Origin of the sequence: Brevibacterium ravenspurgense (genome assembly GCF_001584615.1) — a bacterium.
In the GTDB taxonomy this organism is placed as follows: Bacteria; Actinomycetota; Actinomycetes; order Actinomycetales; family Brevibacteriaceae; genus Brevibacterium; species Brevibacterium ravenspurgense.
Map to the genome: position 1 here is coordinate 534529 of NZ_LQQC01000010.1, position 25884 is coordinate 560412.

The 25884-nt window shown below is 62.1% G+C and carries 24 protein-coding genes and 1 tRNA gene; 4 read left to right on the forward strand and 21 right to left on the reverse strand.

The window, feature by feature from the left end; all coding sequences use genetic code 11:
* Positions 1-37 precede the first annotated feature (37 nt).
* The 17 genes from Bravens_RS06980 to argS all read right to left on the reverse strand — a co-directional run bounded on the left by Bravens_RS06980 (position 38) and on the right by argS (position 18108).
* Entirely contained in the window at positions 38-958 is a 921-nt protein-coding gene (locus tag Bravens_RS06980; RefSeq protein WP_062021714.1) for a F0F1 ATP synthase subunit gamma, read from the reverse strand.
* Between the two features lie 25 nt (positions 959-983).
* Positions 984-2615, reverse strand: a complete 1632-nt coding sequence (atpA, locus tag Bravens_RS06985) for a F0F1 ATP synthase subunit alpha (protein ID WP_062021717.1) — start codon at positions 2613-2615, stop codon at positions 984-986.
* A gap of 42 nt (positions 2616-2657) precedes the next feature.
* The gene (locus Bravens_RS06990) at positions 2658-3458 is read right to left on the reverse strand and encodes a F0F1 ATP synthase subunit delta (protein ID WP_061942524.1); all 801 of its coding nucleotides are present in this window, start codon (positions 3456-3458) and stop codon (positions 2658-2660) included.
* The gene (locus Bravens_RS06995; protein ID WP_019175435.1) at positions 3458-4012 is read right to left on the reverse strand and encodes a F0F1 ATP synthase subunit B; all 555 of its coding nucleotides are present in this window, start codon (positions 4010-4012) and stop codon (positions 3458-3460) included. The genes Bravens_RS06990 and Bravens_RS06995 overlap by 1 nt, the downstream gene beginning before the upstream one ends.
* 20 nt (positions 4013-4032) lie before the next feature.
* The gene (atpE, locus tag Bravens_RS07000; protein WP_062021720.1) at positions 4033-4263 is read right to left on the reverse strand and encodes an ATP synthase F0 subunit C; all 231 of its coding nucleotides are present in this window, start codon (positions 4261-4263) and stop codon (positions 4033-4035) included.
* A gap of 85 nt (positions 4264-4348) precedes the next feature.
* Positions 4349-5137: a F0F1 ATP synthase subunit A gene (gene atpB / locus Bravens_RS07005; protein WP_082791069.1), complete on the reverse strand. Its 789-nt coding sequence runs from the start codon at positions 5135-5137 to the stop codon at positions 4349-4351.
* 197 nt (positions 5138-5334) lie between these two features.
* The gene (locus Bravens_RS07010) at positions 5335-5775 is read right to left on the reverse strand and encodes a Cg1360 family ATP-synthase-associated protein (protein WP_062021723.1); all 441 of its coding nucleotides are present in this window, start codon (positions 5773-5775) and stop codon (positions 5335-5337) included.
* Entirely contained in the window at positions 5772-6884 is a 1113-nt protein-coding gene (locus tag Bravens_RS07015) for an MraY family glycosyltransferase (protein ID WP_061942519.1), read from the reverse strand. The genes Bravens_RS07010 and Bravens_RS07015 overlap by 4 nt, the downstream gene beginning before the upstream one ends.
* Positions 6884-7615, reverse strand: coding sequence for an L-threonylcarbamoyladenylate synthase (locus Bravens_RS07020; RefSeq protein ID WP_062021726.1), 732 nt, complete (start codon positions 7613-7615; stop codon positions 6884-6886). Before Bravens_RS07020 ends, Bravens_RS07015 begins: the two co-directional genes overlap by 1 nt.
* Positions 7599-8510 (reverse strand): peptide chain release factor N(5)-glutamine methyltransferase, encoded by a 912-nt coding sequence (gene prmC, locus Bravens_RS07025; protein WP_062021729.1) that lies wholly within the window; start codon positions 8508-8510, stop codon positions 7599-7601. The genes Bravens_RS07020 and prmC overlap by 17 nt, the downstream gene beginning before the upstream one ends.
* Positions 8511-9590, reverse strand: coding sequence for a peptide chain release factor 1 (gene prfA, locus Bravens_RS07030; protein WP_062021732.1), 1080 nt, complete (start codon positions 9588-9590; stop codon positions 8511-8513).
* On the reverse strand, positions 9590-11494 hold the full coding sequence (rho, locus tag Bravens_RS07035; protein ID WP_062022319.1) for a transcription termination factor Rho: 1905 nt from the start codon (positions 11492-11494) through the stop codon (positions 9590-9592). The genes prfA and rho overlap by 1 nt, the downstream gene beginning before the upstream one ends.
* A 234-nt stretch (positions 11495-11728) precedes the next feature.
* Positions 11729-12658 carry a homoserine kinase gene (gene thrB / locus Bravens_RS07040; protein ID WP_062021735.1) on the reverse strand — a complete coding sequence of 310 codons (930 nt, stop codon included), beginning with the start codon at positions 12656-12658 and terminating at the stop codon, positions 11729-11731.
* A 2-nt stretch (positions 12659-12660) separates the two neighbouring features.
* The gene (thrC, locus tag Bravens_RS07045; RefSeq protein ID WP_061942505.1) at positions 12661-13731 is read right to left on the reverse strand and encodes a threonine synthase; all 1071 of its coding nucleotides are present in this window, start codon (positions 13729-13731) and stop codon (positions 12661-12663) included.
* A gap of 8 nt (positions 13732-13739) precedes the next feature.
* Positions 13740-15035, reverse strand: a complete 1296-nt coding sequence (locus Bravens_RS07050) for a homoserine dehydrogenase (protein WP_062021737.1) — start codon at positions 15033-15035, stop codon at positions 13740-13742.
* The gene (gene lysA / locus Bravens_RS07055; protein ID WP_062021740.1) at positions 15032-16471 is read right to left on the reverse strand and encodes a diaminopimelate decarboxylase; all 1440 of its coding nucleotides are present in this window, start codon (positions 16469-16471) and stop codon (positions 15032-15034) included. Before lysA ends, Bravens_RS07050 begins: the two co-directional genes overlap by 4 nt.
* Positions 16471-18108: an arginine--tRNA ligase gene (gene argS / locus Bravens_RS07060; protein ID WP_062021743.1), complete on the reverse strand. Its 1638-nt coding sequence runs from the start codon at positions 18106-18108 to the stop codon at positions 16471-16473. Before argS ends, lysA begins: the two co-directional genes overlap by 1 nt.
* Positions 18109-18335: 227 nt before the next feature.
* Between argS and arsB the strand changes: the two genes are divergently transcribed.
* Genes arsB through Bravens_RS07080 form a run of 4 tightly spaced genes read left to right on the forward strand, consistent with a single transcriptional unit; the run spans position 18336 to position 21929 of the window.
* Positions 18336-19430, forward strand: a complete 1095-nt coding sequence (gene arsB, locus Bravens_RS07065; RefSeq protein WP_062021746.1) for an ACR3 family arsenite efflux transporter — start codon at positions 18336-18338, stop codon at positions 19428-19430.
* A complete protein-coding gene (locus Bravens_RS07070; RefSeq protein ID WP_062021749.1) occupies positions 19427-20428 on the forward strand; it encodes a metalloregulator ArsR/SmtB family transcription factor in 1002 nt (333 codons plus the stop codon). The genes arsB and Bravens_RS07070 overlap by 4 nt, the downstream gene beginning before the upstream one ends.
* A 20-nt stretch (positions 20429-20448) precedes the next feature.
* Complete coding sequence (locus tag Bravens_RS07075) at positions 20449-20859, forward strand: arsenate reductase ArsC (RefSeq protein WP_062021751.1); 411 nt, start codon at positions 20449-20451, stop codon at positions 20857-20859.
* Between the two features lie 11 nt (positions 20860-20870).
* Positions 20871-21929, forward strand: a complete 1059-nt coding sequence (locus Bravens_RS07080) for an ArsO family NAD(P)H-dependent flavin-containing monooxygenase (protein ID WP_062021753.1) — start codon at positions 20871-20873, stop codon at positions 21927-21929.
* 361 nt (positions 21930-22290) lie between these two features.
* Here Bravens_RS07080 and Bravens_RS07085 read toward each other — a convergent pair.
* From Bravens_RS07085 to Bravens_RS07100, 4 genes are all read right to left on the reverse strand, one after another.
* Positions 22291-22363, reverse strand: a tRNA-Arg gene (locus Bravens_RS07085).
* A 43-nt stretch (positions 22364-22406) separates the two neighbouring features.
* Positions 22407-23357 carry a M15 family metallopeptidase gene (locus Bravens_RS07090; RefSeq protein ID WP_062021755.1) on the reverse strand — a complete coding sequence of 317 codons (951 nt, stop codon included), beginning with the start codon at positions 23355-23357 and terminating at the stop codon, positions 22407-22409.
* Between the two features lie 155 nt (positions 23358-23512).
* On the reverse strand, positions 23513-24562 hold the full coding sequence (locus Bravens_RS07095; protein WP_062021757.1) for a hemolysin family protein: 1050 nt from the start codon (positions 24560-24562) through the stop codon (positions 23513-23515).
* Complete coding sequence (locus Bravens_RS07100) at positions 24559-25866, reverse strand: hemolysin family protein (protein WP_062021760.1); 1308 nt, start codon at positions 25864-25866, stop codon at positions 24559-24561. The genes Bravens_RS07095 and Bravens_RS07100 overlap by 4 nt, the downstream gene beginning before the upstream one ends.
* Positions 25867-25884 lie beyond the last annotated feature (18 nt).

Consider the following 25884-nt stretch of genomic DNA (forward strand, 5'->3'; position numbering starts at 1 on the left):
TCTCTTTCTTTTCTGCTCTCTTAGGGCGTTAGACGCTTCAGTCAGCAGATCCTGCGCCGGCAAGTGCGTCTGCACCGCCGACGATCTCAGAGATCTCCTGGGTAATCTCAGCCTGACGCGCCGAGTTGGCGAGTCGCGTGTACGTCCGGATGAGGTCGTCTGCGTTGTCGGTTGCGGTCTTCATTGCCTGCTGGCGTGCAGCCTGCTCAGATGCTGCCGCGTTGAGCAGCGCAGCGAGGATGCGCGATTCGATGTACTTCGGCAGCAGTGCGTTGAGCACAGTTTCTGCGTCAGGTTCGAATTCGTACAGCGGCAGAGGACCGTCCGCGGTCGTCGGTGCCGGATGATCTTCATCGGCTTCAACGACCTCAAGCGGAAGCAGACGACGGTGTTCGGGCTCCTGAGTAACGGAGTTCACGAACCGTGTGTAGACGAAGTAGATTTCGTCGACACCGTCGTTGCCGAAGTCACGGTCGAAGGCTTCCAGAAGCGTGTTGCCGATCTTCTGGGCGTCTTCGACAGTCGGGTTCTCAGAGAATCCCGTCCAGGCGCCGGCCAGCTGACGCTCGCGGAACGTGTAGTACGTTTCGGGCTTGCGTCCGACCACGTAGAGCTGCTGTTCAACGTTCTTTTCGTCGAGAAGCTGAACGAGCTCTTCTGCTCGCCGGATGACATTCGATGAATATGCTCCGGCGAATCCGCGGTCGGGGCCGATGACGACAACTGCCGCGCGGCGCACGTCTTCCGGTTCCGTGGTCAGAACGTGGTCGACATTCGACTGCGTTGCGACTGCGGATACGGCGCGCGTGATCGCGTTGGCGTAGGGCGTTGCGTCCTTGACCCTGCGGATGGCCTTCTGAATACGGGAAGCCGCGATGAGCTCCATCGCCTTGAAGATCTTCCTCAAGGACGATGTCGAGTTGATCTTCGCTTTGAAGACCCTCTGTGAAGCTCCCATCAGTACTTCCTTTCCCTATACCCGATCAGCGCTGCTTGACGATCTGCTCCTGAACGACTTCTTCTTCGTTCGTGGCGTCGAAGTCTTCAGTGCCGATCGCCGAGCCCCCGTCCGAAGACTGGAACTCGCGCTTGAATTCGGTGATCGCGGTTTCAAGCTCGCCCAGGAGGTCCTTGCCGAGCTTGTCGTTGAGGTTTGCGATCGTGGTCAGAATCTCGGTCTTGCGCTCGAGGTAGTCGTGGAATTCACGTTCGAAGCGCAGGACGTCCTCGACGGGGATGTCATCGAGGTGGCCTTCGGAGCCTGCCCAGATGGACACGGTCTGCTTTTCGGAAGGCATCGGGTCGTACTGACCCTGCTTGAGCAGTTCCATCAGGCGAGCACCGCGATCCAGCTGACGCTTGGTTGCGGCGTCAAGGTCGGATGCGAACATCGCGAACGCCTCGAGCGAGCGGTACTGAGCCAGCGAGATCTTCAGGGTTCCCGAAACACCGCGCAGAGGCTTGCGCTGAGCCGAACCGCCGACGCGCGACACAGAAACACCGACGTCGACGGCCGGGCGCTGGTTGGCGTTGAAGAGGTCCGACTGCAGGAAGATCTGACCGTCGGTAATCGAAATGACGTTGGTCGGAATGAACGCACCGACGTCGTTTGCCTTGGTTTCGATGATCGGCAGACCGGTCATCGAACCGCCGCCGAGCTCGTCCGAGAGCTTGGCGCAGCGTTCAAGGAGGCGCGAGTGCAGGTAGAAGACGTCACCGGGGTATGCCTCACGGCCCGGCGGACGGCGCAGCAGAAGCGAAATCGCACGGTATGCCTCGGCCTGCTTGGAGAGGTCGTCAAAGACGATGAGGACGTGCTTGCCCTGGTACATCCAGTGCTGGCCAATAGCCGAACCCGCGTAGGGAGCAAGGTACTTGAAGCCTGCCGGGTCCGATGCTGGCGAAGCCACGATGGTCGTGTACTCGAGAGCACCGTTTTCTTCCAGCGAGCGGCGGACCGACGCAATTGTCGAGCCCTTCTGACCACAGGCCACGTAAATGCAGCGAACCTGCTTGCTCGGGTCGCCGGATTCCCAGTTGGCCTTCTGGTTGATGATGGTGTCGATCGCAAGAGCGGTCTTGCCGGTCTTGCGGTCACCGATGATCAGCTGACGCTGGCCGCGGCCGACGGGCACCATGGCGTCGATGGCCTTGAGGCCGGTCTCCATGGGCTCCTTGACTTCCTTGCGGTCCATAACGCCGGCAGCCTGAAGCTCGAGTTCACGGCGACCTTCGGCTTCGATGTCGCCGAGACCGTCGACCGGATTGCCGAGCGGGTCGACAACGCGGCCGAGGAACTTGTCTCCGACGGGCACCGAAAGAACCTCGCCCGTGCGGTAGACCTTCTGCTCTTCGGCGATGCTGGCGAATTCGCCGAGAACGACCACGCCGATTTCGCGTTCGTCGAGGTTCTGGGCCAGACCGAGCGTGCCGTCTTCGAAGCGCAGCAGTTCGTTGGCCATAACTCCGGGCAGTCCGGACACGTTGGCGATGCCGTCGCCAGCGGTCACAACGGTGCCCACTTCCGTCTTGTCAGCCGAGGTGGGCTTGTAGTTCTCTACAAACTTCCCCAGCGCGTCCCGGATCTCCTCCGGGCGAATTGTCAGATCCGCCATCGCGGTTTCCCTGCTTCCTTGGTTTGTGCGGCGCGGCCGCTGTTAGCTTGCGAGCCTGCGCTCAACTTCTGCGAGTCGGTCGGCAATCGTCGAGGTCATAACTTCGTCTCCAACCTGCACGCGGACACCGCCGACAACGTCGGGGTCGATGCGGATGTTGAGAACGAGTTTGCGACCGAAGCTGGCCGAGAGAGCTGCCTCGAGACGGGACTTCTGCTGTTCGGTCAGTTCCCGTGCGACAGTCACGTCTGCAACTGCGCGCTGCTGACGGAATGCGAGGATTTCCGAGAAGTTCTCGTAGGCTTCGGAGACTCGACGACGGCGCGGGTTGACAGCACCGTGGACGAGCAGCATGAGCGTTTCTGCCGAAACGCGGCTGCCGACGATCTGCTGCAGCAGCTGTTCCTTAGCGGCCGGCTCAGCGTCAGATTCGAGGGCCCGTTCGAGGTCGTGATCAGAGAGAACCAGACGCGTAAAGCGGAACAGCTCTTCTTCGACCTCGCCCAGGCGCTCCTGCGACTGCGCGTGTGCGGCCAGCTGCGACACAGCAGCGGTTTCGACTGCGGTCACGTAGTCCTGAACGCGCGCCCACCGACGTCCGGCGGCGCTGACGAGCAGATCGACGGCGGGAGCCGACAGCTTGCCTGCGAACAGCGAGTTCAGAAGGCCGCGCTTGGCTTCAACGTCGACTGCCGAGTCCGTGAGAACGCGTCGCAGCTGAACATCCGAAGCGAAAACGCCGACAGCTGCCAGGAGATCGGCTGCAAAGCCGGTTCCGGGCGTGACGACGGTCGCTGCCTCGTCAACGGTCTGCAGCAGTGAATTTCTGCTCGATGCCAGCATCACGCGTCCTTGCCGGCCGGAGCCTGTGCTTCGAGGTCAGCGATGAAGCGGTCGACAACACCGTTGGAACGGGCGTCGTCCTGCAGCGATTCGCCGACGATGCGGGATGCGAGGTCTGTGGCCAGCGAGCCGACTTCGCTGCGGAGCGAAATCATTGCTGCCTGGCGCTCAGCTGCGATCTGCGCCTTGGCAGTCGAGATGATGCGTTCGGCTTCTTCGTTGGCCTGCTGCTTCATGTCAGCGATGATCTGAGCGCCGTCTTCCTGAGCCTCGGCACGCAGACGGGCTGCCTCTGCGCGGCCCTCGGCAAGCTGCATCCGGTACTCTTCCAGCGCTGCATCGGCTTCGGCCTGTGCACGTTCGGCCTTTTCGATGCCGCCCTGGATAAGCCTGGATCGCTCGTCAAGGACTTCCTTGAACTTCGGAAGGATGAGCTTCCAGAAAACGAGCAGGATGATGACGAAGCAGACCAGCGACCACACAATGTCGTAGACAGCCGGGATCATGGGGTTCTGGTCAGAAGCCCCTGCGGCGATGAAAGTAGTCGGGGTCAAGAGTCAGTCCTTATTCCAGATCAGACGAAGATGAAGTGAGCTGCAATGCCGAGGAAGGCCAGGAGCTCGACGAATGCAATACCCAGGAACATGGTGGTGCGCAGCTGGCCGGAGACCTCAGGCTGGCGAGCCATGCCTTCGACGGTCTTGCCGACGAGGATGCCGATACCGATACCGGGACCGATAGCGGACAGACCGTAGCCGACCGTAGAGATGTTGCCCGAGACTTCAGCGAGAATGGTTGTATCCATGGGATGTTTTTCCTTCCGATATCTTGGCCGACTGGCTTAAGCCGACCGTGGTCCCGTGTGTTACAGGAGTTTGTGGGGTTGTACCTCAGTGGTCCTGAGCGATGCTCAGCTGAATGTACACAGCGGTCAGCAGTGCGAAGACGTATGCCTGCAGCACGGCTACCAGGATTTCGAAGAGTGTGAAGGCGAACCCGCCGATCAGCGTCAGACCGCCGAGTGCGAAGAGACCGCCGCCGGCTTCGAAGAAGAAGAAGTGGGTTGCGGCAAAGCACAGCACCAGAAGAAGGTGGCCGACGATCATGTTGAAGGTCAGACGCAGTGTGAGCGAAACCGGGCGGGCGATGAAGGTCGAGACGAACTCAATCGGGGTCACGATGATGTACATCAGCGGCGGAACACCGGCCGGGAACAGCTGGCTCTTAAGGTATGCGCCGCCGCCCTGGGCCTTGATTCCAGCGCCGATCATGACGAAGTAGGCGACGACGGCCAGCACGAGCGGCATGCCGATGTTCGAGTTCGGCGAGATGTTGAGGAACGGGATGATGCCCGTGATGTTCATGCAGAACACAGTCAGGAAGATGACGGCGATCAACGGGAAGAAGCGGTCGCCGTCTTTTTTGCCGAGGATGTCGTGGGCGATGCCCTTGCGGCAGAACTCAAGCGCCATTTCCGCAATCGACTGAGCGCGGGTGGGAACCAGTCGGCCGCCGCGAAGCATCAGCCAGAAGGCCAGCACCATGAGGAGGGAAACTGCGATCCGGATGATCATGATCCGGTTGAGTTCAAAGGGGGTCCCGGCGAAGAGCACAGCGCTGGGGAAGAACTCTTCGAGCCCTGGTGCGTGGAAGCCTCCTCCCTCTGCGACGAGGGACACCGATGAAGTCAGAGCTGACGCGTTAAACAGGGCTAACTCCCAAAGCTCAGGGCGCACGCAAGCATGCAGTGGCCATATGCGGATGGTCGATGTGTTTGCAGAGCCACAAGTGCGGGCTCCGGAAAAACACACACGATTCCCAGAGGAATCATCGCGGTTTGACTGAATCTTACCAAGCGCGACTTATGATTCAAAACTCAGTCGCGTTTCCCGAGCGTCGGATCAACCGTCGGAATCCGAGCGTTCTGCACTGCCCATGTTTCGATCGCCAGGGATGCCACCGCACCGGCGACAAGCGTGATGAACAGAACCATCGGGTGATAGAAGTCTTTGCCGGAAAGCATCGCAATGACTGCGAACAGGAGCACGATCTTCACCAGGAAGCCGCCCATCGCCGCACCTGCCGTGACAGCCGGACCAGCGTCTGCCGTGAACAGCATGATGACCGCGGTGATGCCGAAGAACACAAAGGCAACAGCCGCTCCGATGAGCGCACTGTAGACACCGCTCACACCGACTGTCAGCCCGCCGATCACCGCTGCGATCAACGCGATGGCAACACCGGCAATCGCACTGAAGAGGAGGATCCGCTGCATGAGTCTGCTGACGGCCTGTGCGCTGGTGGACTGCTGACTCATCTTGTGATTTCCCTTCGGTAGCGACGACGGGCGATCACCGGGTAGAAGGTGAACGCGAGTGTTATGAGAAGGCTGATGCCCACAACGATGATGACGATGTCTGTTGGGAACAGCAGGAAGCCGATTGCACCGAAGGCGAAGTCCGCTGTCCACAGGTACATGATGAGCACTGCGCGAGCGTGAGAATGCCCCAGGCGCAGCATGCGGTGGTGAAGGTGCTTCGCGTCCGCGCTGAACGGCGATTTGCCTGCCGCCATTCGGCGAACAACAGCCAGGAAAAGGTCGATGAGCGGCAGCGCCATAACCGCCAGGGGCAGGATGATCGGCATGTAGGCGGCGAAAACACGTTCGTTCGAAAGAAGCGCGGGATCGACCTGGCCGGTGACGCGAATAGTCGATGCGGCCAGCAGAAGGCCGATGAGCATCGATCCGGAATCTCCCATGAAGATCCGGGAGGGGTTGAAGTTATGCGGCAGGAAGCCAATGCACCCGCCTACAAGAAGCGCGATGATGAGCGAGGCCAGGTTCGCGTAGCTGGCGGGGCTCGTGTCCACGGCCAGCTGATAGCTGTAGATGAAGAAGGCCACGCCGCCGATTGTCACGACGCCGCTGGCAAGTCCGTCGAGTCCGTCGACGAAGTTGACCGCGTTGATGGTGACCAGAACAACGAACACCGTGAGAATGACCGACATACGCGGCGACCCCACGATGATGTCGACCCACGGGATCGACAGCATTGCCACGCCGTTGAGAGCCATAAAGCCCGCGGCCAGAGCCTGTCCGGCCAGCTTCGCGGCCCAGTTGATGTCCCAGATGTCGTCGATTACACCGATGAGCACCAGAAGGCCCCCGGCGCCGGCCACACCGATGATGGGCGCGGGATTGTCAAACAGGTGCCGAAGGAACGGGGTTTGGGATGCAAACAGCAGTCCGACGAGCACACCGGCGTAGATGGCCACGCCGCCGAGTCTGGGCGTGGGCACCGAGTGGACGTCGCGGTCGCGCAGCGGCGAGAAGATGAGCCCGCGTTCGGCCACGCGTCGGACCATGGGCGTCACAAGATAGGACACGATAGCCGACACGACGACGATGAACAGGTAGACGCGCATCAGCCGTCCCTATCGGCCTCTCCGGAAGCGGGCGCCTCGTCAGCAGCGGCTCCCTCAGCTGGCACCTCGGGGTCTTCGGGTTCTTGGCCGACATCCAGCAGATTCGGCACGTGCTCGGCAAGAGCGGCGTAGGAAATGGGGCCCGAGCGCACCACTCGGGGCGGCTGTGCCGTCATGTCGATGATCGTCGAAGCGCCCTTGCCGGCTGCCGGGCCGGAGTCAAGGTAGACCTCGATAGTCTCCCCCAGCATCTGCTCGGCGTCTTCAACCGTCAACGCTGCTGGCTGCCCGTGCGCGTTGGCCGACGAAACAGCCAAGGGGCCGGTACGGCGCAGCACCTCGAGTGCGGGTTCGTGGTCCGGCATCCGAACTGCCACTGTGCCGTGGGTGTCGCCGAGGTCCCAGTCGAGCATGGGCTGTGCGCGGCAGATGATGGTCAGCGCTCCAGGCCAGAACTCTGCTGTGAGTGCCATGGTCGCAGCATCGACGCCCTCGGCGATTCCCATGAGGGTTTCCGGGCGCGCGATGAGCACGGGCGGCGGCATGGTGCGGTCACGGCCCTTTGCTTCGAGCAGGCGCTCAACCGCTTCGGGTGAAAATGCGTCGGCGGCGACACCGTAGACGGTGTCGGTGGGCAGCACGATGAGTTTACCGTCTTCGATGACCCGTGCGGCTTCGGCGATCACGAGGTCGTGGACCTCTGAGCTGCGAAGGTCATAGTGCCGCGACATGGGTCTCCTCGTGTGGTGTGAAGCCGGTGGTGAAACGTTCCCTGCCAGTGTAGTCGCGGTGGACTTCCACCCGTTCAAAGCCCGCGTTCGCAAAAGCATCGCGCATCTGCTGCCCCTGATATTCAGCGTGTTCGACAGCCAGCGCGCCTCCGGGAACTATGATCCTCGCCGCGTGGGCGATGAGCGCGCGGGGAAACTCCATACCGTCCTCTCCCCCGCCGTACAAGGCGATTTCGGGGTCGGCTTCAACTTCCGGCAGCTTCGGCTGGCGCGCACGGTCGACATACGGAGGATTCGACACCACAAGGTCCACCGGACAGTTCGGAAAGAACTGCAGTGCGTCACCCTGGGTGACTGTGCACTGCGAACCGCAGCGGCTGAGTGCCCGAGCATGGTTCTCAATGTTCTTCTGAGCCCACCTGTAGGCGGTCGGGCTCAGTTCGATGCCGGTTGCCGAGGTGCCGCCCACCTCGGTTGCCAAGGACAGAGCCAAGGCCGAGGTGCCGGTGCACAGGTCAAGCACCTGCCGGCTGCCGCGGGGGCGGCTGCGCAGAAAGTCAATGCCCCACTGGGCGAGAAGCTCAGTTTCGGGGCGGGGAATGAAAACACCGGGGCCGACAGCCAGGTCGAGGTGCCGGAAAGGGGCCTGTCCGGTGATGTGCTGAAGTGGAACCCGTTCGCTCCGGCGTGTCAGCGCATCCTCAAGGCGGTGGACTACATCGGCGGGAACAGCGGGATCGGACAAGAGCGTCAGGGACAGATCCTTGACGTCACTCCCCCAGGCCCATGCAAGAAGAAGGCGAGCCTCCGCATCGGCGGCTTCTATGTCCGCGCGGTACAGCCGAGCGGCTGCAGAAGTCAGAATCTGGCGGGCACGAAGCGGATCAGCAGACAATCAGCCGATCCCCTCGAGCCGCTCAGCACGTTCAGCAGCGCGCAGGGATTCGACAACCTCGTCCAATCGCCCGTCAAGGACCTGGTCGAGGTTGTATGCCTTGTACCCGGTGCGATGATCGACGATCCGGTTTTCCGGGAAGTTGTAGGTGCGGACGCGCTCGGAACGGTCCACCGAGCGAACCTGTGAGCGGCGTGCGCTCTGGGCTTCTGCAGCGGCTTCTTCGGCCTGTTTGGCCAACAGACGCGCACGCAGAATGCGCATGGCGGCCTCACGATTCTGCAGCTGTGACTTTTCGTTCTGACAGCTGGCGACGATTCCCGTGGGCAGGTGGGTGATGCGCACAGCGGAGTCTGTCGTGTTGACCGACTGGCCGCCGGGCCCGGACGAACGGTAAACATCGATGCGCAGATCGTTGTCGTCAATGCGGATCTCGTCGGGTTCGTCGACTTCCGGAAACACCATGACACCGGCGGCCGATGTGTGGATGCGTCCCTGCGATTCCGTCACGGGAACACGCTGCACGCGGTGCACACCGCCTTCGAACTTCATCCAGCCGTACACGCCGCCTTCGCGGGATTTAACAGCCAGCGTGATGTCTTTCCAACCGCCCAAAGCGGTTTCCGTGGAGTCGAGGACTTCGACACTCCATCCGCGGTTGGACGCCCAGTGCCGGTACATGTTGACGAGGTCTGCGGCGAACAGGGCGGATTCGTCACCGCCTTCTCCGGCTTTGACCTCGAGCAGGGCATCGCGGACATCATCGGGGTCTTTGGGAACGAGCAGTTCCCGCAGCCGTTCTTCGAGATCGGCAATCACACTGTCCAAGCGGTGTGCCTCTTCGGCAAACGAGCTGTCCTCTTCGGCAAGCTCAGCGGCAGCCTCGCGGTCGCTGCGGGCGGAGTCAATCGCGTCGACGCAGGTTTTCACCTGGCCGAGTTCGGAATACCGCCTGGTCAGCTTGCGGGTCCGCCCCGCATCGGCGAGCACGTCCGGGTCGGCGAGTTCCGCCTCGATTCGGTCGTGCTCGTCGATGAGCGAGCGGACACTGGCTTCCAGCTGCGAAGAGTCAAGCGCCATCAGTCGTCAGAGGCGGCTTTCGGCAGCGGGGTGGTCTTCTGCACCTGCATGAGGAACTCAGCGTTGTTCTGGGTTTCCTTCAGCTTCGAAAGCAGAAGCTCAAGAGCCTGCTGCTGTTCAAGGCCAGCGAGCACGCGGCGCAGACGCCACATGATCTTGCGCTCTTCAGCACCCATGAGGTTCTCTTCGCGGCGCGTTCCGGAGCCGTTGACGTCAACAGCCGGGAAGATGCGCTTGTCAGCAAGGCTGCGCGACAGGCGAAGCTCCATGTTGCCGGTGCCCTTGAACTCTTCGAAGATGACTTCGTCCATCTTCGAGCCGGTCTCGACGAGGGCCGTTGCCAGAATCGTGAGCGAACCGCCGCCCTCGATGTTCCGCGCGGCACCGAAGAAGCGCTTGGGCGGGTAGAGGGCGTTGGCGTCGACACCACCGGACAGGATGCGGCCGGATGCCGGCTGCGCCAGGTTGTAGGCACGCCCCAGACGGGTGATGTTGTCCAGGAGCACAACGACATCCTGGCCCATTTCAACCAAGCGCTTGGCACGCTCAATTGCAAGTTCGGCAATTGCGGTGTGGTCGTCAGCCGGACGGTCGAAGGTCGAGGCGATGACTTCGCCGTCAACCGCGCGGGTCATGTCCGTGACTTCTTCGGGACGTTCGTCGACCAGGACGACCATGAGGTGGACGTCGGGGTTGTTCGTCTTCACAGCGTTGGCGATCTGCTGCATGATCGTGGTCTTGCCGGCCTTCGGCGGGGCGACGATCAGACCGCGCTGGCCCTTGCCGATGGGGGCAACAAGATCGATGATCCGCTGCGTGACGTTCGACGATGTCGTCTCCATCCGCAGGCGCTCCTGCGGGTAGAGCGGGGTGAGCTTCGAGAAGTTCACGCGGCGCTTGGCGTCCTCAACCGACAGACCGTTGACGGAGTCCAGGCGGACGAGGGCGTCGAACTTTTCGCGACGGTTATTGCGTTCGCCTTCGCGGTGCTGGCGAATGGCGCCGACAACGGCGTCACCCTTGCGCAGACCATTGCGCTTGACCATGTTGTTCGACACGTAGACGTCGTTCTGGCCCGGCAGGTAGCTGGAAGTGCGCAGGAACGCGTAGTTGTCGTGTACGTCGAGGATGCCGCTGACGGGAATGAGCACATCGTCGGGACGCAGGTCGTCGTCACCTCGACGACGCTTGCGGTCTCGGCCACGGCCGCGTCGACCACGATCGTTGTTGTCGTCCCGGCCCCCGTCGTCGTGACGGTTGTTGCGGTTGTCGTTGTTGCCGCGGTTGTCATTCCCACGGTTGTCGCGGTTATCGCCGTTGTTGCGATTGTCCCCGTCGTCACCGTGGTTCTTGCGACCGCGACCGTTCTTGTTGTTCTTGTGGCCCTGCTTGTCGTCGTGGCCGTTCTTGTCGCCGCGACCGCCCTTGTCGTTGTGGCCGTTGTTGTCACGGTTCTTGTCGTCGCGGCTGTTGTCACCGCGGTTCTTATCGCCGTGCTGGCCGTCGCCGGACTGGGAAGCGTCGGCAGAGCTGTTGTCGCCGAGCTTGCCGCCACGGCTGCGACGACGCGAACGGCCGCTGTCGTCGCCCTGTTCGGCACTGTCACGGCCGTCGGCCTTGTCTTCAGCCTTGGCTTCGGCCTTCTTTTCGTCGTTTTTCTTGCTGTCAGTGTTCTCGGCCTTGTCCGAGGACGCGTCCGAGCTCTTCTTCTTGTCTGCGCCAGCACCGGTGTCTGCACCGGACTGCGCGGCTCCGCCCTGCGCCTGGAGAATGGCGTCGATCAGGTCGCTCTTGCGAAGACGGCGGTAGCCTTTGATTCCCAATCCTGCTGCCATTTCCTGCAGCTGCGGCAGGCGAAGTGCGGACAGGCTTCCGGAGTGGTTGAAGTCAGTGTTTTCTGACACGAAGGTTCCTTCTCCCTCGTTCGGCTGAAGCACAAAGAGGCATTCAGCAATGGTCTGCACATGAAAGTGACTGTGAAAGCACCAGCGTGGGTGCTGAGGTGACTGTTCTTCATCGGAGACAGAACCTGTCGATCCGAACATCACAGCGAAGCGCTGCGGAAGAACAGGTCAAGCATAACGTGAAGAAATGCGGTAAAGCGAATCAGCGCGCCGACAGTCGGCGCGCTGATTCCCCTATGCGTCTGTTCGTGTAATGGTCGCCCCAAAATCTGCTATCGAGGCTGCGATGATCCTGGCATCGTCGTCGCCGAGGACCGAGGCGACTTCATCGCGCAGGTTTTCCCCGGTGCCCAGAACGAGCGCTGTCGGGCCGGCGCCCGAAACAACAGCGGCGAGCCCGTGAGCCCGCAGAGCATCGACCCGAGCCAGCGTTTCCGGCATCGCGGGTCGGCGATACTCCTGGTGAAGATGATCTTCTGTCGCCTCGAAAAGAAGCGACGGAGCGCGGCCGATCGCGTGGATGAACAGAGCCGCTGCCGCTGAGTTCGCCACTGCGTCAGCGTGGGGAATCTGCTCTGGAATGAAGGAGCGCGCGTAGTCGGTGTCCAACTTGGTGTCGGGAACGATGAGAACCGCGCGCACAGCCGGGTGGACCGGAACTGAAACAGACCGAGGGCTGCCTTCCGCATCGAGCGTGCTGATGGAGACCCCGCCGAACAGAGCCGGCGCGGCGTTGTCAGCATGCCCCTCGTAGTGAACCGCCCAGGCGAGTCTTTCCTCTTCTGTCAGTTCGCCTCGTCCCGCGAAGGCAAGAAGAGCATCGGCAATCGAGATTCCCGCAACAACAGCGGCGGCAGAAGACCCCATCCCCCTCGAATGCGGGATCGTGTTAGCACAGCGCAGAGTCAGCCGGTCAGCCAGCGTCCCGTGTCCGTGGTGATCGAGCACCTCGCGCACAACCCTGTGGATCAGATGGTCCGAGGAGGTGGGCACCTGGCCGGCCCCCTGCCCGGTGACCTCTACACAGCTGCTGAGGTCGACCGGATCGGGGTGAAGTTCGGCCACCACTTCATCGGCAATGTCGAGGGCGAGCCCGAATGTGTCGTATCCGGGACCCAGGTTAGCCGATGTCGCAGGGACCGAGACTTCGATGCTGTAGGGCATTATCAGCTCTCCAGGCCCAGTGCGCGGGCCGCGCTGACAGCGTCAACCGGCACGCTCTTGGCTTCGAATTCGCCTTCTGCCGCTTTGAGTGCCCAGTCTGCGTCTTTGAGTCCGTGACCGGTAACGGTGCACACGATGACAGCACCCTGCGGCACCTGTCCGGCTTCGTGCATCTTCAGCAGACCTGCGATCGAGGCGGCCGAGCCGGGCTCGATGAAGATGCCCTCGGTTGAGGACAGCAGACGGTGAGCGCGGATGATCTGTTCGTCTTCCACCGAATCGATAAGACCGCCCGATTCGTCACGAGCCGCGATCGCCTTGTCCCACGAAGCGGGGTTGCCGATCCGGATGGCAGTTGCAATCGTCTCCGGTTCGTCAACGGGGTGGCCGGTGACAAGCGGAGCCGCACCGGCAGCCTGGAAGCCCCACATGCGCGGGGTCGAATCAGCCAGGCCCTTCTGGGCGTACTCGGTGTAGCCCTTCCAGTAGGCGGTGATGTTTCCGGCGTTGCCCACCGGCAGCGCGTGAATGTCCGGTGCTTTGCCGAGAGCGTCGACAACTTCAAACGCGGCTGTCTTCTGGCCTTCGATGCGGTCGGGGTTGACCGAGTTGACCAGATGGACCGGGTAGGACTCCGACAGCTTGCGGCACAGGGTCAGGCAGTCGTCGAAGTTGCCGTCGACTTCCAGCAGCTGGGCGCCATGCGCGACAGCCTGGCTCATTTTGCCGGGGGCGATTTTGCCCTTCGGCACAAGAACCGCACACGTCATGCCGGCCTTTGTCGCATAGGCGGCAGCCGATGCCGAAGTGTTGCCAGTTGAAGCGCAGATGACGGCCTTTGCACCGGCGGCCTTGGCCGCGGTGATCGCGGCTGTCATACCGCGGTCCTTGAACGAACCGGTGGGGTTCATACCCTCATATTTGACGTAGACCTCTGCGCCGGTGCGCTCCGAGAGCTTTTCGGCGAAGATCAGTGGGGTGCCGCCTTCTCCGAGCGAAACAGGCTGGGCCTGCGGATCGATTGCAAGGTGTTCGCGGTATTCGGTCACGACCCCGCGCCACTGGTGTGCCATGGTCTTTCTCACTGTCCTTCGATGCGCAGAATCGACACAACGTCATCGACCACGTCGAGCGCGCGCAGCCGCTCCACGGTCGTCGCCAGCGCGGATTCGCTTGCACTGTGTGTTGCCACCACGAGCTTGGCGCGCGGGTCAGCCGCATTGTCCAGGCTGGTCTGTTCGACCAGCTTGATGGACACCTCTTGGTCGAGGAAGACCTCGGTGACGGTGTGCAGCACGCCCGGGCGGTCTTGCACGGCCAGTGTGATGTGGTAGCGGGTGGTGATGTCGTCGATCGGGACGATCGGCTGCGAATCGCCTTCGAGCTTCCGGTACTGGCCGGCGCCGCCGAGCACCTTGCGGCGCGCAACCGACACGAGGTCGCCGAGCACTGCGGACGATGTCGGGGCTCCCCCGGCTCCCTGGCCGTAGAACATGAGCTCACCGGCGGATTCAGCTTCGACGAACACGGCGTTGAACGCCCCGCCCACGCTGGCCAGAGCGTGGTCTGCCGGGATCAGCGCCGGGTAGACGCGCGCCGAGATTCCGGCGCCCGGGATGCTTTCGCAGATGGCCAGAAGCTTGATGGTGAAGCCCTGGCTGGCCGCGGTCGAGATCATGTCCGCGGTGATGTTCTCAATACCCTCAACGTGGACGTCATCGATGCTCACGGAGCTGTGGAATGCCAGCGAAGCCAGAATCGCGGCCTTGGCAGCAGCGTCATGGCCGCCGACATCTGCCGTCGGATCAGCTTCTGCATAGCCGAGTTCCTGAGCGGTCTTCAGCGCGTGTTCGTACTCCCAGCCCTTGGCTTCCATCGCGTCGAGGATGAAGTTCGTGGTGCCGTTGACGATCCCGAGCACGCGGGTGATGCGGTCACCGGCCAGCGAATCGCCTACGGGGCGGATGATGGGGATGGCGCCTGCTACGGCAGCTTCGTATTCAAGGCGCACCTTGGCCTTGTCGGCGGCGGCGAAGAGCTCGCCGGAGTGCTTGGCCAGCAGCGCTTTGTTGGCGGTGACGACCGAAGCACCGGAGTCCAGCGCCTTGATCAGCAGCTCGCGGGCGGGTTCGATGCCCCCCATGAGCTCGACGACGATGTCGGCTCCTTCAATTGTCTTGTCGAGATCGTCTGTGATGAGCTCGGCCGGAATGCCGGGACGGGACTTCGAAGTGTCGCGCACACCGACGGACATGAGCTCAAGCGGGCTTCCAATGCGCTCGGTGAAGCTGTCAGCCCGGTTGAGGATCGCGTCGGCGACTTCGCTGCCGACGGTTCCCGCTCCGAGCAGGGCTACCTTAAGAGGCTGGGCGCTCATTTTTCTCCGTTCTCATTGGCCCGGGCGAAGCCGGGATCCGATGCAAACATCTGTTCGTAGGTCTCGGGCAGCACCACCCACTCGGCTTGCCCGTCTTCGACGGCGACGACACCGGGGCGCGGTACGTGGTTGTAATTCGAGGACAGAGGCCTGCAGTAGGCACCCGTGCCGGGGACTGCGATGAGGTCTCCCCGGCTGATGTCAGCGGGCAGGTACTCATCGCGGACCACGATGTCGCCGCTCTCGCAGTGTTTGCCCACCACGCGGACAACAGTCGCCTTGGCATCGGATGACCGTGAGGCCAGTGTGCACGAATAATCGGCATCGTACAGAGCGGTCCGAATGTTGTCGCTCATTCCGCCGTCTACTGACACATAAGTACGGATGCCGGACCCGGTTTCGACTTCTTTTATGGTTCCAGCGGTGTAGAGCGAGAACACGGCCTGTCCGACAATCGCCCGTCCCGGTTCAAAGGACACTGCCGGGCGCGGGAAGTCCGCGTCGTCGCATTCTTCTGCAACCGCGGCGGCCAGCAGACCGGCCATCTGCGCAAAGGAGACGGGTTTGTCCTGCGATGTGTAGCGGATGCCAAAACCGCCGCCCAGGTCGATTTCGGGAACGACGAAACCGGTGTCTTCGCGCAGACGGGCAGAGAACTCAATGATCTTGCGGGCTGCGAGGGCAAAGCCGTCTTTTTCAAAGATCTGGGAGCCGATGTGACTGTGCAGGCCGACGAACTCGAGGTGGGGGTCGGCAATGACAGCACGGGCGGCTTGGTCTGCCGCTCCCCCGCTGATGGACAGACCGAACTTCTGGTCTTCGTGTGCTGTTGCGATGAAGCTGTGCGTGTGTGCTTCAACCCCGACGGTCAGCCGCAGCATGACGGGTGCGGTGATGCCGCGTGCCGCGGCGGCCCGCGAGACGCGTTCGATTTCGTCAAGCGAGTCGATGACGATCCGACCGATGCCCCAGTCCAGGGCCATGGCAATTTCGTCATCGGATTTGTTGTTGCCGTGCAGGCCCACTGCTTGTGCGGGAACACCGGCGGCCTGAGCTGTGCGCATTTCGCCAAGCGAGCACGTGTCTACGCCCATGCCCTCTTCGTGTGCCCAGCGGGCAACTGCGGTGCACAGAAAAGCCTTGCCGGCGTAGTAGGCACGGGCTTCCATGCCCTGGGCGGCGAAAGCCGCGCTGAACTCTTCGACAAAACTGTGGGCACGGTGGCGGAAGTCGTCTACATCGAGCACGTACAGCGGGCTGCCGAAGCGCTCGGCGAGCTGTGTCACCGGAACCCCGGCGACTTCCAGAACGCCTTCGGAGTTCTTGACGGTGTTGCGCGACCACAGCGAGGCCATGAGTTCATTGACGTCGGTGGGCACGGGCAGCCAAACCGGCGACGGTCCGGCGTGCAGAACGCCTGAAGGGTGAGCTGGCATTACATCTTCTCCGGTGCTGAGACTCCGAGCATGCGCAGTCCGTTGGCGAGCACGGTCTTGGTTGCACGGTCAAGCACCAGGCGTGTGCCGTGGACGGCAGCGAGCTCTTCGTCTGTGCGCGGCACAACGCGGCAGGCGTCATACCACTTGTGGAAGCTGCCGGCGAGCGATTCGAGGTAGCGAGCAACCCGGTGCGGTTCACGCAGCTTTGCAGAGTCGGTCACGACGCGCGGGAAGTCGGCGAGTGCCGACAGCAGGACCGCTTCGGTCGGGTCGGCCAGCGTTGCCGGATCGACAGGAGCCTGCTCTACCCCCGCCTCGACCGCCCGGCGTTCCACACTGCAGGCCCGTGCGTGGGCGTACTGCACATAGTAAACGGGGTTGTCGTTCGACGCTGAGCGCAGAACCTCGGGGTCAAGCGTGAGCGGCGAATCGGTGGGGATGCGCGCCAGCGAGTAGCGCAGCGCATCTGCGCCGAGCCATTCGATGAGGTCGCGCAGTTCGATGATGTTGCCGGCCCGCTTGGACAGGCGCGCGCCGTTGACGCTGATGAGCTGCCCAATGAGGATCTCGATGTTCTCGTTCGGGTCGTCGCCGGCGGTTGCCGCCAGGGCTTTGAGGCGACCCACATAGCCGTGGTGGTCTGCACCCAGCAGGTAGATCTTCTTGGCAAAGCCGCGGTCCTTCTTGGACAGGTAGTAGGCGGCGTCAGCGGCAAAGTAGGTGGGATTGCCGTCAGCGCGGACGAGCACCCGGTTCTTGTCGTCGCCGAAGTCCGTGGTGCGCAGCCACACTGCACCGTCCTCGTCGAAGATGTGGCCCTGTTCGCGCAGGCGGGCCACGGCATCGGCGACCTTGCCTTCGTCGTGGAGGCTCTTTTCGGAGAAGAACACGTCGAAGTCAACGCCGAATGCGGTGAGCGTGTCTTTGATGTCAGCCAACTGCAGTTCGTAGGCTTCCGAGCGCAGCTGGTCGTAGATGTCGGCATCAGCGCTGTCGGCCCATTCGGGGTGGCGCTCAAGCAGGGCATCTGCGATTGCCTGCACGTACTGGCCGGGGTAGCCGCCCTCTGGGACATCCTGTCCGCGAAGGCGCGCCAGGACGCTGCCGGCGAATGTGTCCATCTGGGAGCCGAAGTCGTTGATGTAGTACTCGGCGGTCACATCTGCCCCTGCGGCTCGCAGGACGCGCGTCAGAGCGTCGCCGACGGCGGCCCAGCGAGTGTGTCCCAGGTGGAGCGGGCCGGTCGGGTTGGCTGACACAAACTCCATGTTGACCGGATCTCCGGCCAGGGCGTCAGAGTGTCCGTAGGAGCTGCCTGCCTCGACGATGTCGAGGGCCAGCTGGCCGGCAGCCGCCTTGTTGAGGGTGATGTTGAGGAAGCCGGGGCCCGCAACGTCCACGGTGTCGACACCGGGATTTGCACGCAGCTGTTCAGCGATTTTTTCAGCAAGTTCCCGAGGTGGAACTCCCGCTTGTTTGGCAAGCTGAAGGGCCGTGTTGGCCGCCCAGTCGCCGTGGTCGCGGTTCTTGGGTCGCTCGACCGTGAGCTTGTCGGGAACCGTAAGGTTCAGGCCGTCGTCGGCCAGAGTCTGAATGGCCTGTTCAATTGCTGCTTTGAGATCTTCCGGAGTCACAGGGTCAACGATATTACGCCCGCGTCCAAAGCGGCCAACCAGGTGCCGCGGCACAGACTCAGCCGCGAGCGCGCCTCACTCTTGGGGCACCCCGGAGCGAGCCTGCTTCTGGTGGGGCCTTGCATTCGCCGGCGTCTTGGAGACCCGGGGCCGGTCGGACAATTGCCTCCTATATCGACACGCGTCAATATAGATGCGTGTCGATACAAGATCAAGGAGCTCCCGGCATGACTGCAGACACCACCACACAGCAGACAACACCCGCACGCCTGTCGACACTGGATAAGTGGCTGCCGGCCTGGATCGGCCTGGCCATGATCGCGGGCCTCCTCCTCGGCCGGCTGATCCCAGGGGTCTCTGAGCTTCTTTCCCATTTGGAAGTCGGCAGCATCTCAGTGCCGATCGCCCTTGGCTTGCTGGTCATGATGCACCCCGTCCTCGCTAAAGTCCGCTATGACAAGGTCGCCGATGTCACCGGCGATAAGAAGCTGCTGATCTCGTCATTGATCCTCAACTGGTTGGTCGGGCCCGCCGTGATGTTCGCTCTGGCCTGGTTGTTCCTACCAGACCTCCCCGAATACCGCACTGGATTGATCATCGTCGGCCTGGCCCGCTGTATTGCCATGGTCGTGATCTGGAACGACCTCGCCTGCGGTGACCGAGAGGCAACCGCTGTGCTGGTCGCGATCAACTCGATCTTCCAGGTGGTCATGTTCTCAGTCCTCGGCTGGTTCTACCTCACTGTCCTGCCCACGTGGTTGGGACTTGATACACAGGGCCTGGACGTGTCAATGGGCCAGATCGCTCTCAACGTGCTCGTCTTCCTCGGCGTCCCCCTGATCGCCGGATTCGCCTCACGGTGGATCGGCGAGAAACGTCGCGGCCGTCAGTGGTACGAAGAGAAGTTCATTCCCCGAGTGGGGCCCTGGGCGCTCTACGGCCTGTTGTTTACGATCGTGCTGCTCTTCGCGCTCCAGGGCGAGCAGATCACCAGTCAACCGTTGGACGTCGCTCGAATCGCACTGCCATTGCTGGTCTACTTCTCGCTGATGTGGTTCGCCGGTCTCCTGCTCGGCAAGAGCCTCGGTCTTGGCTACGCTCGATCCACAACACTGGCGTTTACGGCAGCGGGCAACAACTTCGAACTCGCGATTGCCGTCGCCATCGGCACCTTCGGCGCTGCCAGCGGACAGGCCCTGGCTGGAGTCGTCGGCCCCCTCATTGAGGTTCCTGTTCTGGTCGGCCTCGTCTATGTCTCACTCTGGGCCGCGAAGGCATGGTTCCGCACTGACCCCTACGCCACGGAGTCGAGCTCGTCATGACTGAAACCACTATGACCCCGACTGCCGATGAACCGTGTGCCCCCGACCCGTCCCACGCCATCGCTCTCGACGTCGCGACGACGCTTGCCGGCACACTCAAGGCACTCGCTGACCCTCTGCGGCTGCGGATGCTCTCAGCGATCAGCACTGATCCGCGTGGAGAGTCATGTGTCTGCGACCTTGCAGAGCTTGCCGATGTTTCTCAGCCAACTGTCTCTCATCATTTGAAAGTGCTGAAGACAGTGGGGCTGCTTGACTCTCAACGTCGCGGCACCTGGGTCTGGTACTCGATTGCCGCTGGTCGCCAGGCCGCTGTGAGCGCTCTGCTGGAGGGGTTCGCCCCCGCCGTCATCGCACCAAACCCGCCGCCCGAGGCAACAATGGTGGGCAGTGCCGTCGACGTCGATGCCCACATCAGCCGTTTGGCCGCAGACCTTTCGGCAACGTCGGCTGGTGTGTCGCCAGAGACCGTCACCGGCATCGTGCGCGATTCCCACACAGCGCTTGCTCGATCGGCGAAAACCACTCGCTGCCTCATCCCCTTGACCGAGCGCTTCGCGAAGCAGCGCTTGGCTGACATCACCCGGGACCGAGCCAGCGCACCTCCGCAGGTCCTCTTCATCTGTGTCGCCAATGCAGGCCGGTCCCAACTCGCCGCGGCCCTGACACGTCACTTATCCGGAGGTAAGGTCATCGCCCGCTCCGCAGGTTCGACTCCCGCGGCCGGAATCAACCCGAACGTCGCCGAACTCATCGGCAACCTGGACGGAGAGAACGTCGGGGAACTGTTCCCAAAGCCGTTGACCGATGACGCGATTCGTGCGGCTGATGTCGTGATCACGATGGGCTGCGGCGACGCCTGCCCCATCGTGTCCGGGCTGCGCTACGAGGATTGGGCAGTCGCGGACCCAGCACTGGCCTCTCCTGAAACAGCGACACTCATCCGCGACGATCTTGCGACCCGCGTCCAGGCCCTACTCGATTCCCTTACCAGCTGATCGAAAGAGAGACCGCCCCTATGACTGACCACAAACCCTCTGTCTTATTCGTGTGCGTCCACAACGCTGGCCGTTCCCAAATGGCAGCCGGCTACCTGCGCCATTATGCGGGCAGCCGCATCGAAGTCCGCTCAGCAGGATCCGTCCCGGCCGAACACATCAACCCCATCGCGGTCGAGGCGATGAGCGAAGACGGCATCGACATCTCCGCCGAGCAGCCGAAAGTTCTCACAGACGAGGCTGTGCAGGACTCAGACGCGGTCATCACCATGGGCTGTGGCGACGCATGCCCCTTCTTCCCGGGAAAGCGCTACGAGGACTGGGAACTCGATGACCCAGCAGGCCAGGGCATCGAAGCGGTTCGCCTGATCCGCGACAACATCAAGACCCGCATCGAGGCACTCGTGGCTGACTTACTCGGTCAAGATTGAGGGGGCACCGAATGACTGATGTCGTAGTCATCGGCGGTGGGCAGGCCGGCCTCGCCGCTGGATATTTTCTTCGCAGAGCAGGTCTCGAATTCGTGATTCTCGACGACCACGCCGGCCCCGGTGGAGCCTGGCAGCACGGGTGGCAGTCGTTGCGTCTGTTTTCACCCGCCGAATACAGTCCACTGCCAGGCTGGCCGATGCCTGCGCAGAAGGGCGAGTCATTTCCCACCGCCGATCATGTCGTTGACTACCTGACCCGGTACGAACACCGTTACGATTTACCCGTTCAACGCCCGGTCCACGTCAGCAATGTCTACCAGGGCCGGGGGCAGCTGTTCGTCGATACCGATACCGGCACCCTGGAGACCACGGCGGTCATCAGCGCCACCGGAACATGGCAACGCCCCTATGTCCCTCACTATCCGGGCTGTGAGGATTTCACGGGACGACAGCTGCACACCGTTGAATACGATTCGCCCGAGGACTACACCGACCAACGGGTCGTCATCGTCGGCGGTGGGAACTCCGCCGCCCAGATCGTCTCGGAAGTCTCGACCGTGGCGCAGACACTGTGGGTGACGCAGCGCCGACCACGGTTCATGCCTGATGACGTCGATGGACGAGTGCTTTTCGATGTTGCCACCGCCCGCGAGGCGGCCCAGCGGGCCGGGCGCGACCACGATGGCGTGTCGGGGCTCGGCGATATCGTCATGGTCCCGCCCGTTCGGGCTGCACGCGATCGTGGCGACCTGAGCGCCTCGCCGATGTTCGAACGATTGACCTCGACTGGGGTTTCGTGGGCCGACGGCAGTGAGTACAGCTGTGATGCCATCATCTGGTGCACCGGCTTCAAACCACACCTCAAGCATCTCAAGGGTCTCGAATTGACCTGGGAGAACGGGCATCCAGTCACCGCGGGAACTCGAAGCATCGATGTTCCTGGTCTGCACCTGTTGGGGTATGGCGATTGGACGGGGTTTTCCTCCGCGACCATCATCGGTGCCGCCCGCACAGCGAAGTCTGCGGTCGCGGACGTGAGCGAATACGTGCGAAGCACTCAAGCACAGTAGCTGCCGCGATACCAATGCGGATCGAGTACTGCTTCGGCTGGCGCTACAGTGGACGGGACAGCCCTGGAACCTGACATCAGGATCGAGTTATCAGCCCACCGGCACCAAAGAGCAATGCTGCCATCACAATTGCCATAGCAGGATATCCCCCCAGCAGACCGGCTCAAGCGGGTCCGGCCACAGCGACGAGCGACTCCTGGAAGAACTCGTCGATGCACATGAGCCCATCATCCCTTGGGCAGCCCCATGCAGCCGGCGGCCCGTTGAATATTGCGCCCCTCAGTGCACACACGCCCCCTTAGAGACAGGCATGAAGAAGGTCCCTGATCAACGTTTCCGTTAGATCAGGGACCTTATCTCGTGCCCGCGACAGGATTCGAACCTACGACCTTCTGCTCCGGAGGCAGACGCTCTATCCACTGAGCTACGCGGGCGAAAAGCTCTCCAACTGTATCACGCGTCAGAAAGCCGAAAGGATCAGTGACCCTTGATCATTTTGCGAGCCGGCACATACTCCCAGTGCCACGGCTCGTACTTGCTGGACTTAGCCCAATCGGGGTTTTCCCAGCCGTACTCGCCTGCGTGAGCGACAAGCCAGTCGTACTGCTGGCCGCTGGCAGTTTCGGCGCCACCGCCGAAGTCAACGGCAATGCCCCAGCCGTGCATCGAGGTGCCGGGCTTGGCAGCAAGTCCGGGCTTGGAAGCGGCAACTGCCTGCTGCGATCCGATGGGACGGTAGCTGTCGGTGACCTCGAGTTCTTTGCGGGTGTCCGCCTTGTAGGCGGCGTTCATCTGAGCAAAGGCGACTGCTGCGTCAGCGCGGAGCTTGTGCCCGCCCTTGCCGATCTTGCACATCCAGTCATCCGGGAGCTCTCCATTCTTGGCTTCGCCCGTCGGCGCTTCACCGGAGCAGCCTGGAAGCGCAGTGCGCTCAATGGTGCGCGAAGCCGCGTGGGCCTTGCCGCCCTCAGAGCTCAGAACACCGCCGGACAGGCTGCTGTCCTGACCTGAGGTCGAATCGCCACCCTGACCGCCGGCGCCGTCAACGGCTTCTGCGCGCAGACCGTCCGGTGCATCGCCGAACGCTTCAGCCTTCGCGTAGGCAGACGACCCCAGGCTGGAGCTCATGACAGCGAAGCCACCGCCGATCACGCCGAGTGCTGCGACTGCAGCGACAGACGAACCGGCAAGGCGGCGGCGCATGCGGTAGGCGCGAAGACGAGAACCGTCGGATCCGCGAACAGTCGCGGCGGCAACAGGAGCGGTGACAGCCGGCGCAAGGGCTGTATCGGAAGCATGCGCTTCAGCAACTGCAGGTGCGGCCTCGGGGCGGCGCATAAAGCTGAACTTGGCGCGACGTGCAGAGCGCTTCTCTGCGCGGCGAATGTCGCGTCGGCGCATAGGCTGGCCGTTCGATCCTGCGTCCACGATCCTCCCTCAGAAAAACATTCACGGATGCACCGTCATCGACGGCACTCGATGTTACAGCAGTGTAACGACCAATAACGATCTTCACAATTCTGTTACGCAACGAGCGTGTTGATCACAGGCAGATCACCGCCGAGACGCACTTCACATCCTCATCAGCTGGCCGACTCGCGCTGCATTGCATCGCGAACCTCACCCACGAGCTCCTCGAGCACATCCTCAAGGAACAGCACGCCGACCGGCTTGCCCTTTGCACTCATGACGCAGCCGACATGATTGCCGGCTTCCTGCATGCGCTGCAGAGCATCTTCGATTTCGTCATCAGCCGAAATCGTGACAAGCGAACGGAAGCGCTTCGAGGGCACGGGCTTTTCATAGTCGACTTCGTCCTCGACATAGAGGATGTCCTTGACGTGAAGGTAGCCATCGGGCGTGCCATCAGCACCGAGCACAATGAATCGCGAAAAGCCCTTCTGCCCCACCAGGCTGGAAATCCGCTCCGGAGTCACATCTGCTGCGACAGTGACGACCTTCTGAATGGGAACCATGACATCGGAGGCCTTTTTGTCCGAGAACTCCAAAGCTCCCTTGAGCAGCCCGCCTTCGTCGGCCAACAGACCTTCGCGTTTGGATTCGGCGACGATCGCCTGGACTTCTTCGACTGTGTAGGCAGCATTGACATCATCGCGCGGAGTGATTCCGCACAGCTTCAGCAGCGCATTGGAGAAAGTGTTGAGCGGATGGATGACAAAGCCGAAGATCTTCGACAACACCACCAGCGGCGGTGTCAAAAGCAGCACCGCATGCTTTGCTTCCGCCAAGGCAATGTTCTTCGGAATCATTTCGCCGACGACCACGTGCAAGAACGTCACGATGGAGAGCGCAATCGCGAAGCCGATGGCACTCGCGGCAGCCGGAGGAATCTTCATCCACTCGAGCGGACCCGCCAAGAGGTGATGAATAGCCGGCTCAGCAACGTTGCCGAGCATTAGGGAGCAGACCGTAATGCCCAGCTGGCAGATCGCCAGCATAAGAGACACGTGTTCCATCGCGTACAGCGCGGTCTTAGCCGAGCGACGCCCCTGATCAGCCAAGGGCTCAATCTGCGATCGACGTGCCGACACAACGCTGAATTCAGCAGCCACAAAGAAGGCATTGCCCAAAATGAGGACGACAAGCCACAGAAGTCCCAACCAGTCGTTCACAGCGCCGTCCTCGAATAGTCGGGGATCATGCGCAGACGCTCAATCCGGTGCCCCATCATCCGCTCGACCACAAGGTCAGCGCCGTCAATGCTGATGCGCGCACCGACCTTGGGAATTTCACCCAAGCGATAGAGAACGAGTCCGGCCATGGTCTCGTAGTCAGAGTCCGAGGGAATCTCCATACCGGTGGCCTCCACTACCTCGTCCGGACGCATCATGCCCGGCACGATCCACGAGCCGTCACGAGCGGGCCGCACCATAACGCGCAGTCGGTCGTGCTCATCCGCGACTTCGCCGACAAGCTCCTCGACCACGTCTTCCAGCGTCACAAGACCAGCAGTGCCCCCGTATTCGTCAATGACGACGGCAACCTGGTTCCCTTCCTGCCTCAGAAGCAGGAGGAGAGGCTCCAGTTCCAAAGTGTCAGGCACCTCGCGCAGCTCCGACATAAGACCACCGGCGTAGGCGTCCTCACGCTTGCTGAAGGGAACGGCGATCGCGTGCTTGACATGCACAACGCCGACGATGTCATCGCGCGAGTCCCCCGCCACCGGGAAACGCGAAAAGCCAGTCGAGCGGGCCTGCGCGATGATGTCGGCAGCAGTGGAGTCCTTATTGACAGACACCATGCGCGTGCGCGGAGTCATGATGTCCTCTGCGGTGAGTTCAGAAAAGCTCAGGGTGCGGGCCACGAGGTCGGCCGTCTGCTCATCAATTGCGCCTTCGTCAGCAGAGTGCCGAACAAGCGCGGTCAGTTCGTCAGCCGACCGACCCGCTGAAGACTCTTCCTGCGGCTCAATTCCCATAGAGAGCAGCGCCTTATTCGCCGACCCGTTGAGGAACGCAATAACCGGCTTGAAGGCAACCGAAAAGAAATACTGAAACGGAACAGCGATCTTCGCTGCCGCCATCGGAGAGGCAATGGCCATATTCTTCGGCACAAGCTCACCGATCACCATCGACAAGAACGTCGAAATGATGAGTGCAATGACAAGCGACAGAGACTGCGAGGCGGCAGCTGGAAGGTCAAACGCACCGAAAAGGCGTCGGAGAATCACGCCGACCGACGGCTCCATCAAGTAGCCCGTCAAAAGGGTCGTGAGCGTAATGCCGACCTGCGCGGCAGACAGCTGGGTAGACAGATGCTTCAGGCCAAGATCGAGGTACTTGGCGCCGCGCTGCCCTTCGGCAAGCGCTTTGTCGACATCGTGCCGATCGAGCGTCAGGAGAGAGAATTCGCCGGCCACAAAATAGCCCGTGCCGACGATCATGAGGAGGGCCAAGCCCAGATACAGCCACTCCACTACAGAACAACCCCGAAC

Coding starts and splice junctions, on each gene's coding strand:
- Bravens_RS06980 (WP_062021714.1), bottom strand. CDS start 958: ATGGGAGCTTCACAGAGGGTCTTCAAAGCGAAGATCAACTCGACATCG.
- atpA (WP_062021717.1), bottom strand. CDS start 2,615: ATGGCGGATCTGACAATTCGCCCGGAGGAGATCCGGGACGCGCTGGGG.
- Bravens_RS06990 (WP_061942524.1), bottom strand. CDS start 3,458: ATGCTGGCATCGAGCAGAAATTCACTGCTGCAGACCGTTGACGAGGCA.
- atpE (WP_062021720.1), bottom strand. CDS start 4,263: ATGGATACAACCATTCTCGCTGAAGTCTCGGGCAACATCTCTACGGTC.
- Bravens_RS07010 (WP_062021723.1), bottom strand. CDS start 5,775: ATGAGTCAGCAGTCCACCAGCGCACAGGCCGTCAGCAGACTCATGCAG.
- Bravens_RS07015 (WP_061942519.1), bottom strand. CDS start 6,884: ATGCGCGTCTACCTGTTCATCGTCGTCGTGTCGGCTATCGTGTCCTAT.
- Bravens_RS07020 (WP_062021726.1), bottom strand. CDS start 7,615: ATGTCGCGGCACTATGACCTTCGCAGCTCAGAGGTCCACGACCTCGTG.
- prfA (WP_062021732.1), bottom strand. CDS start 9,590: ATGGCGCTTGACTCTTCGCAGCTGGAAGCCAGTGTCCGCTCGCTCATC.
- thrB (WP_062021735.1), bottom strand. CDS start 12,658: ATGCCCTACAGCATCGAAGTCTCGGTCCCTGCGACATCGGCTAACCTG.
- thrC (WP_061942505.1), bottom strand. CDS start 13,731: ATGGCACACCAGTGGCGCGGGGTCGTGACCGAATACCGCGAACACCTT.
- Bravens_RS07050 (WP_062021737.1), bottom strand. CDS start 15,035: ATGAGCGCCCAGCCTCTTAAGGTAGCCCTGCTCGGAGCGGGAACCGTC.
- lysA (WP_062021740.1), bottom strand. CDS start 16,471: ATGCCAGCTCACCCTTCAGGCGTTCTGCACGCCGGACCGTCGCCGGTT.
- arsB (WP_062021746.1), top strand. CDS start 18,336: ATGACTGCAGACACCACCACACAGCAGACAACACCCGCACGCCTGTCG.
- Bravens_RS07070 (WP_062021749.1), top strand. CDS start 19,427: ATGACTGAAACCACTATGACCCCGACTGCCGATGAACCGTGTGCCCCC.
- Bravens_RS07075 (WP_062021751.1), top strand. CDS start 20,449: ATGACTGACCACAAACCCTCTGTCTTATTCGTGTGCGTCCACAACGCT.
- Bravens_RS07080 (WP_062021753.1), top strand. CDS start 20,871: ATGACTGATGTCGTAGTCATCGGCGGTGGGCAGGCCGGCCTCGCCGCT.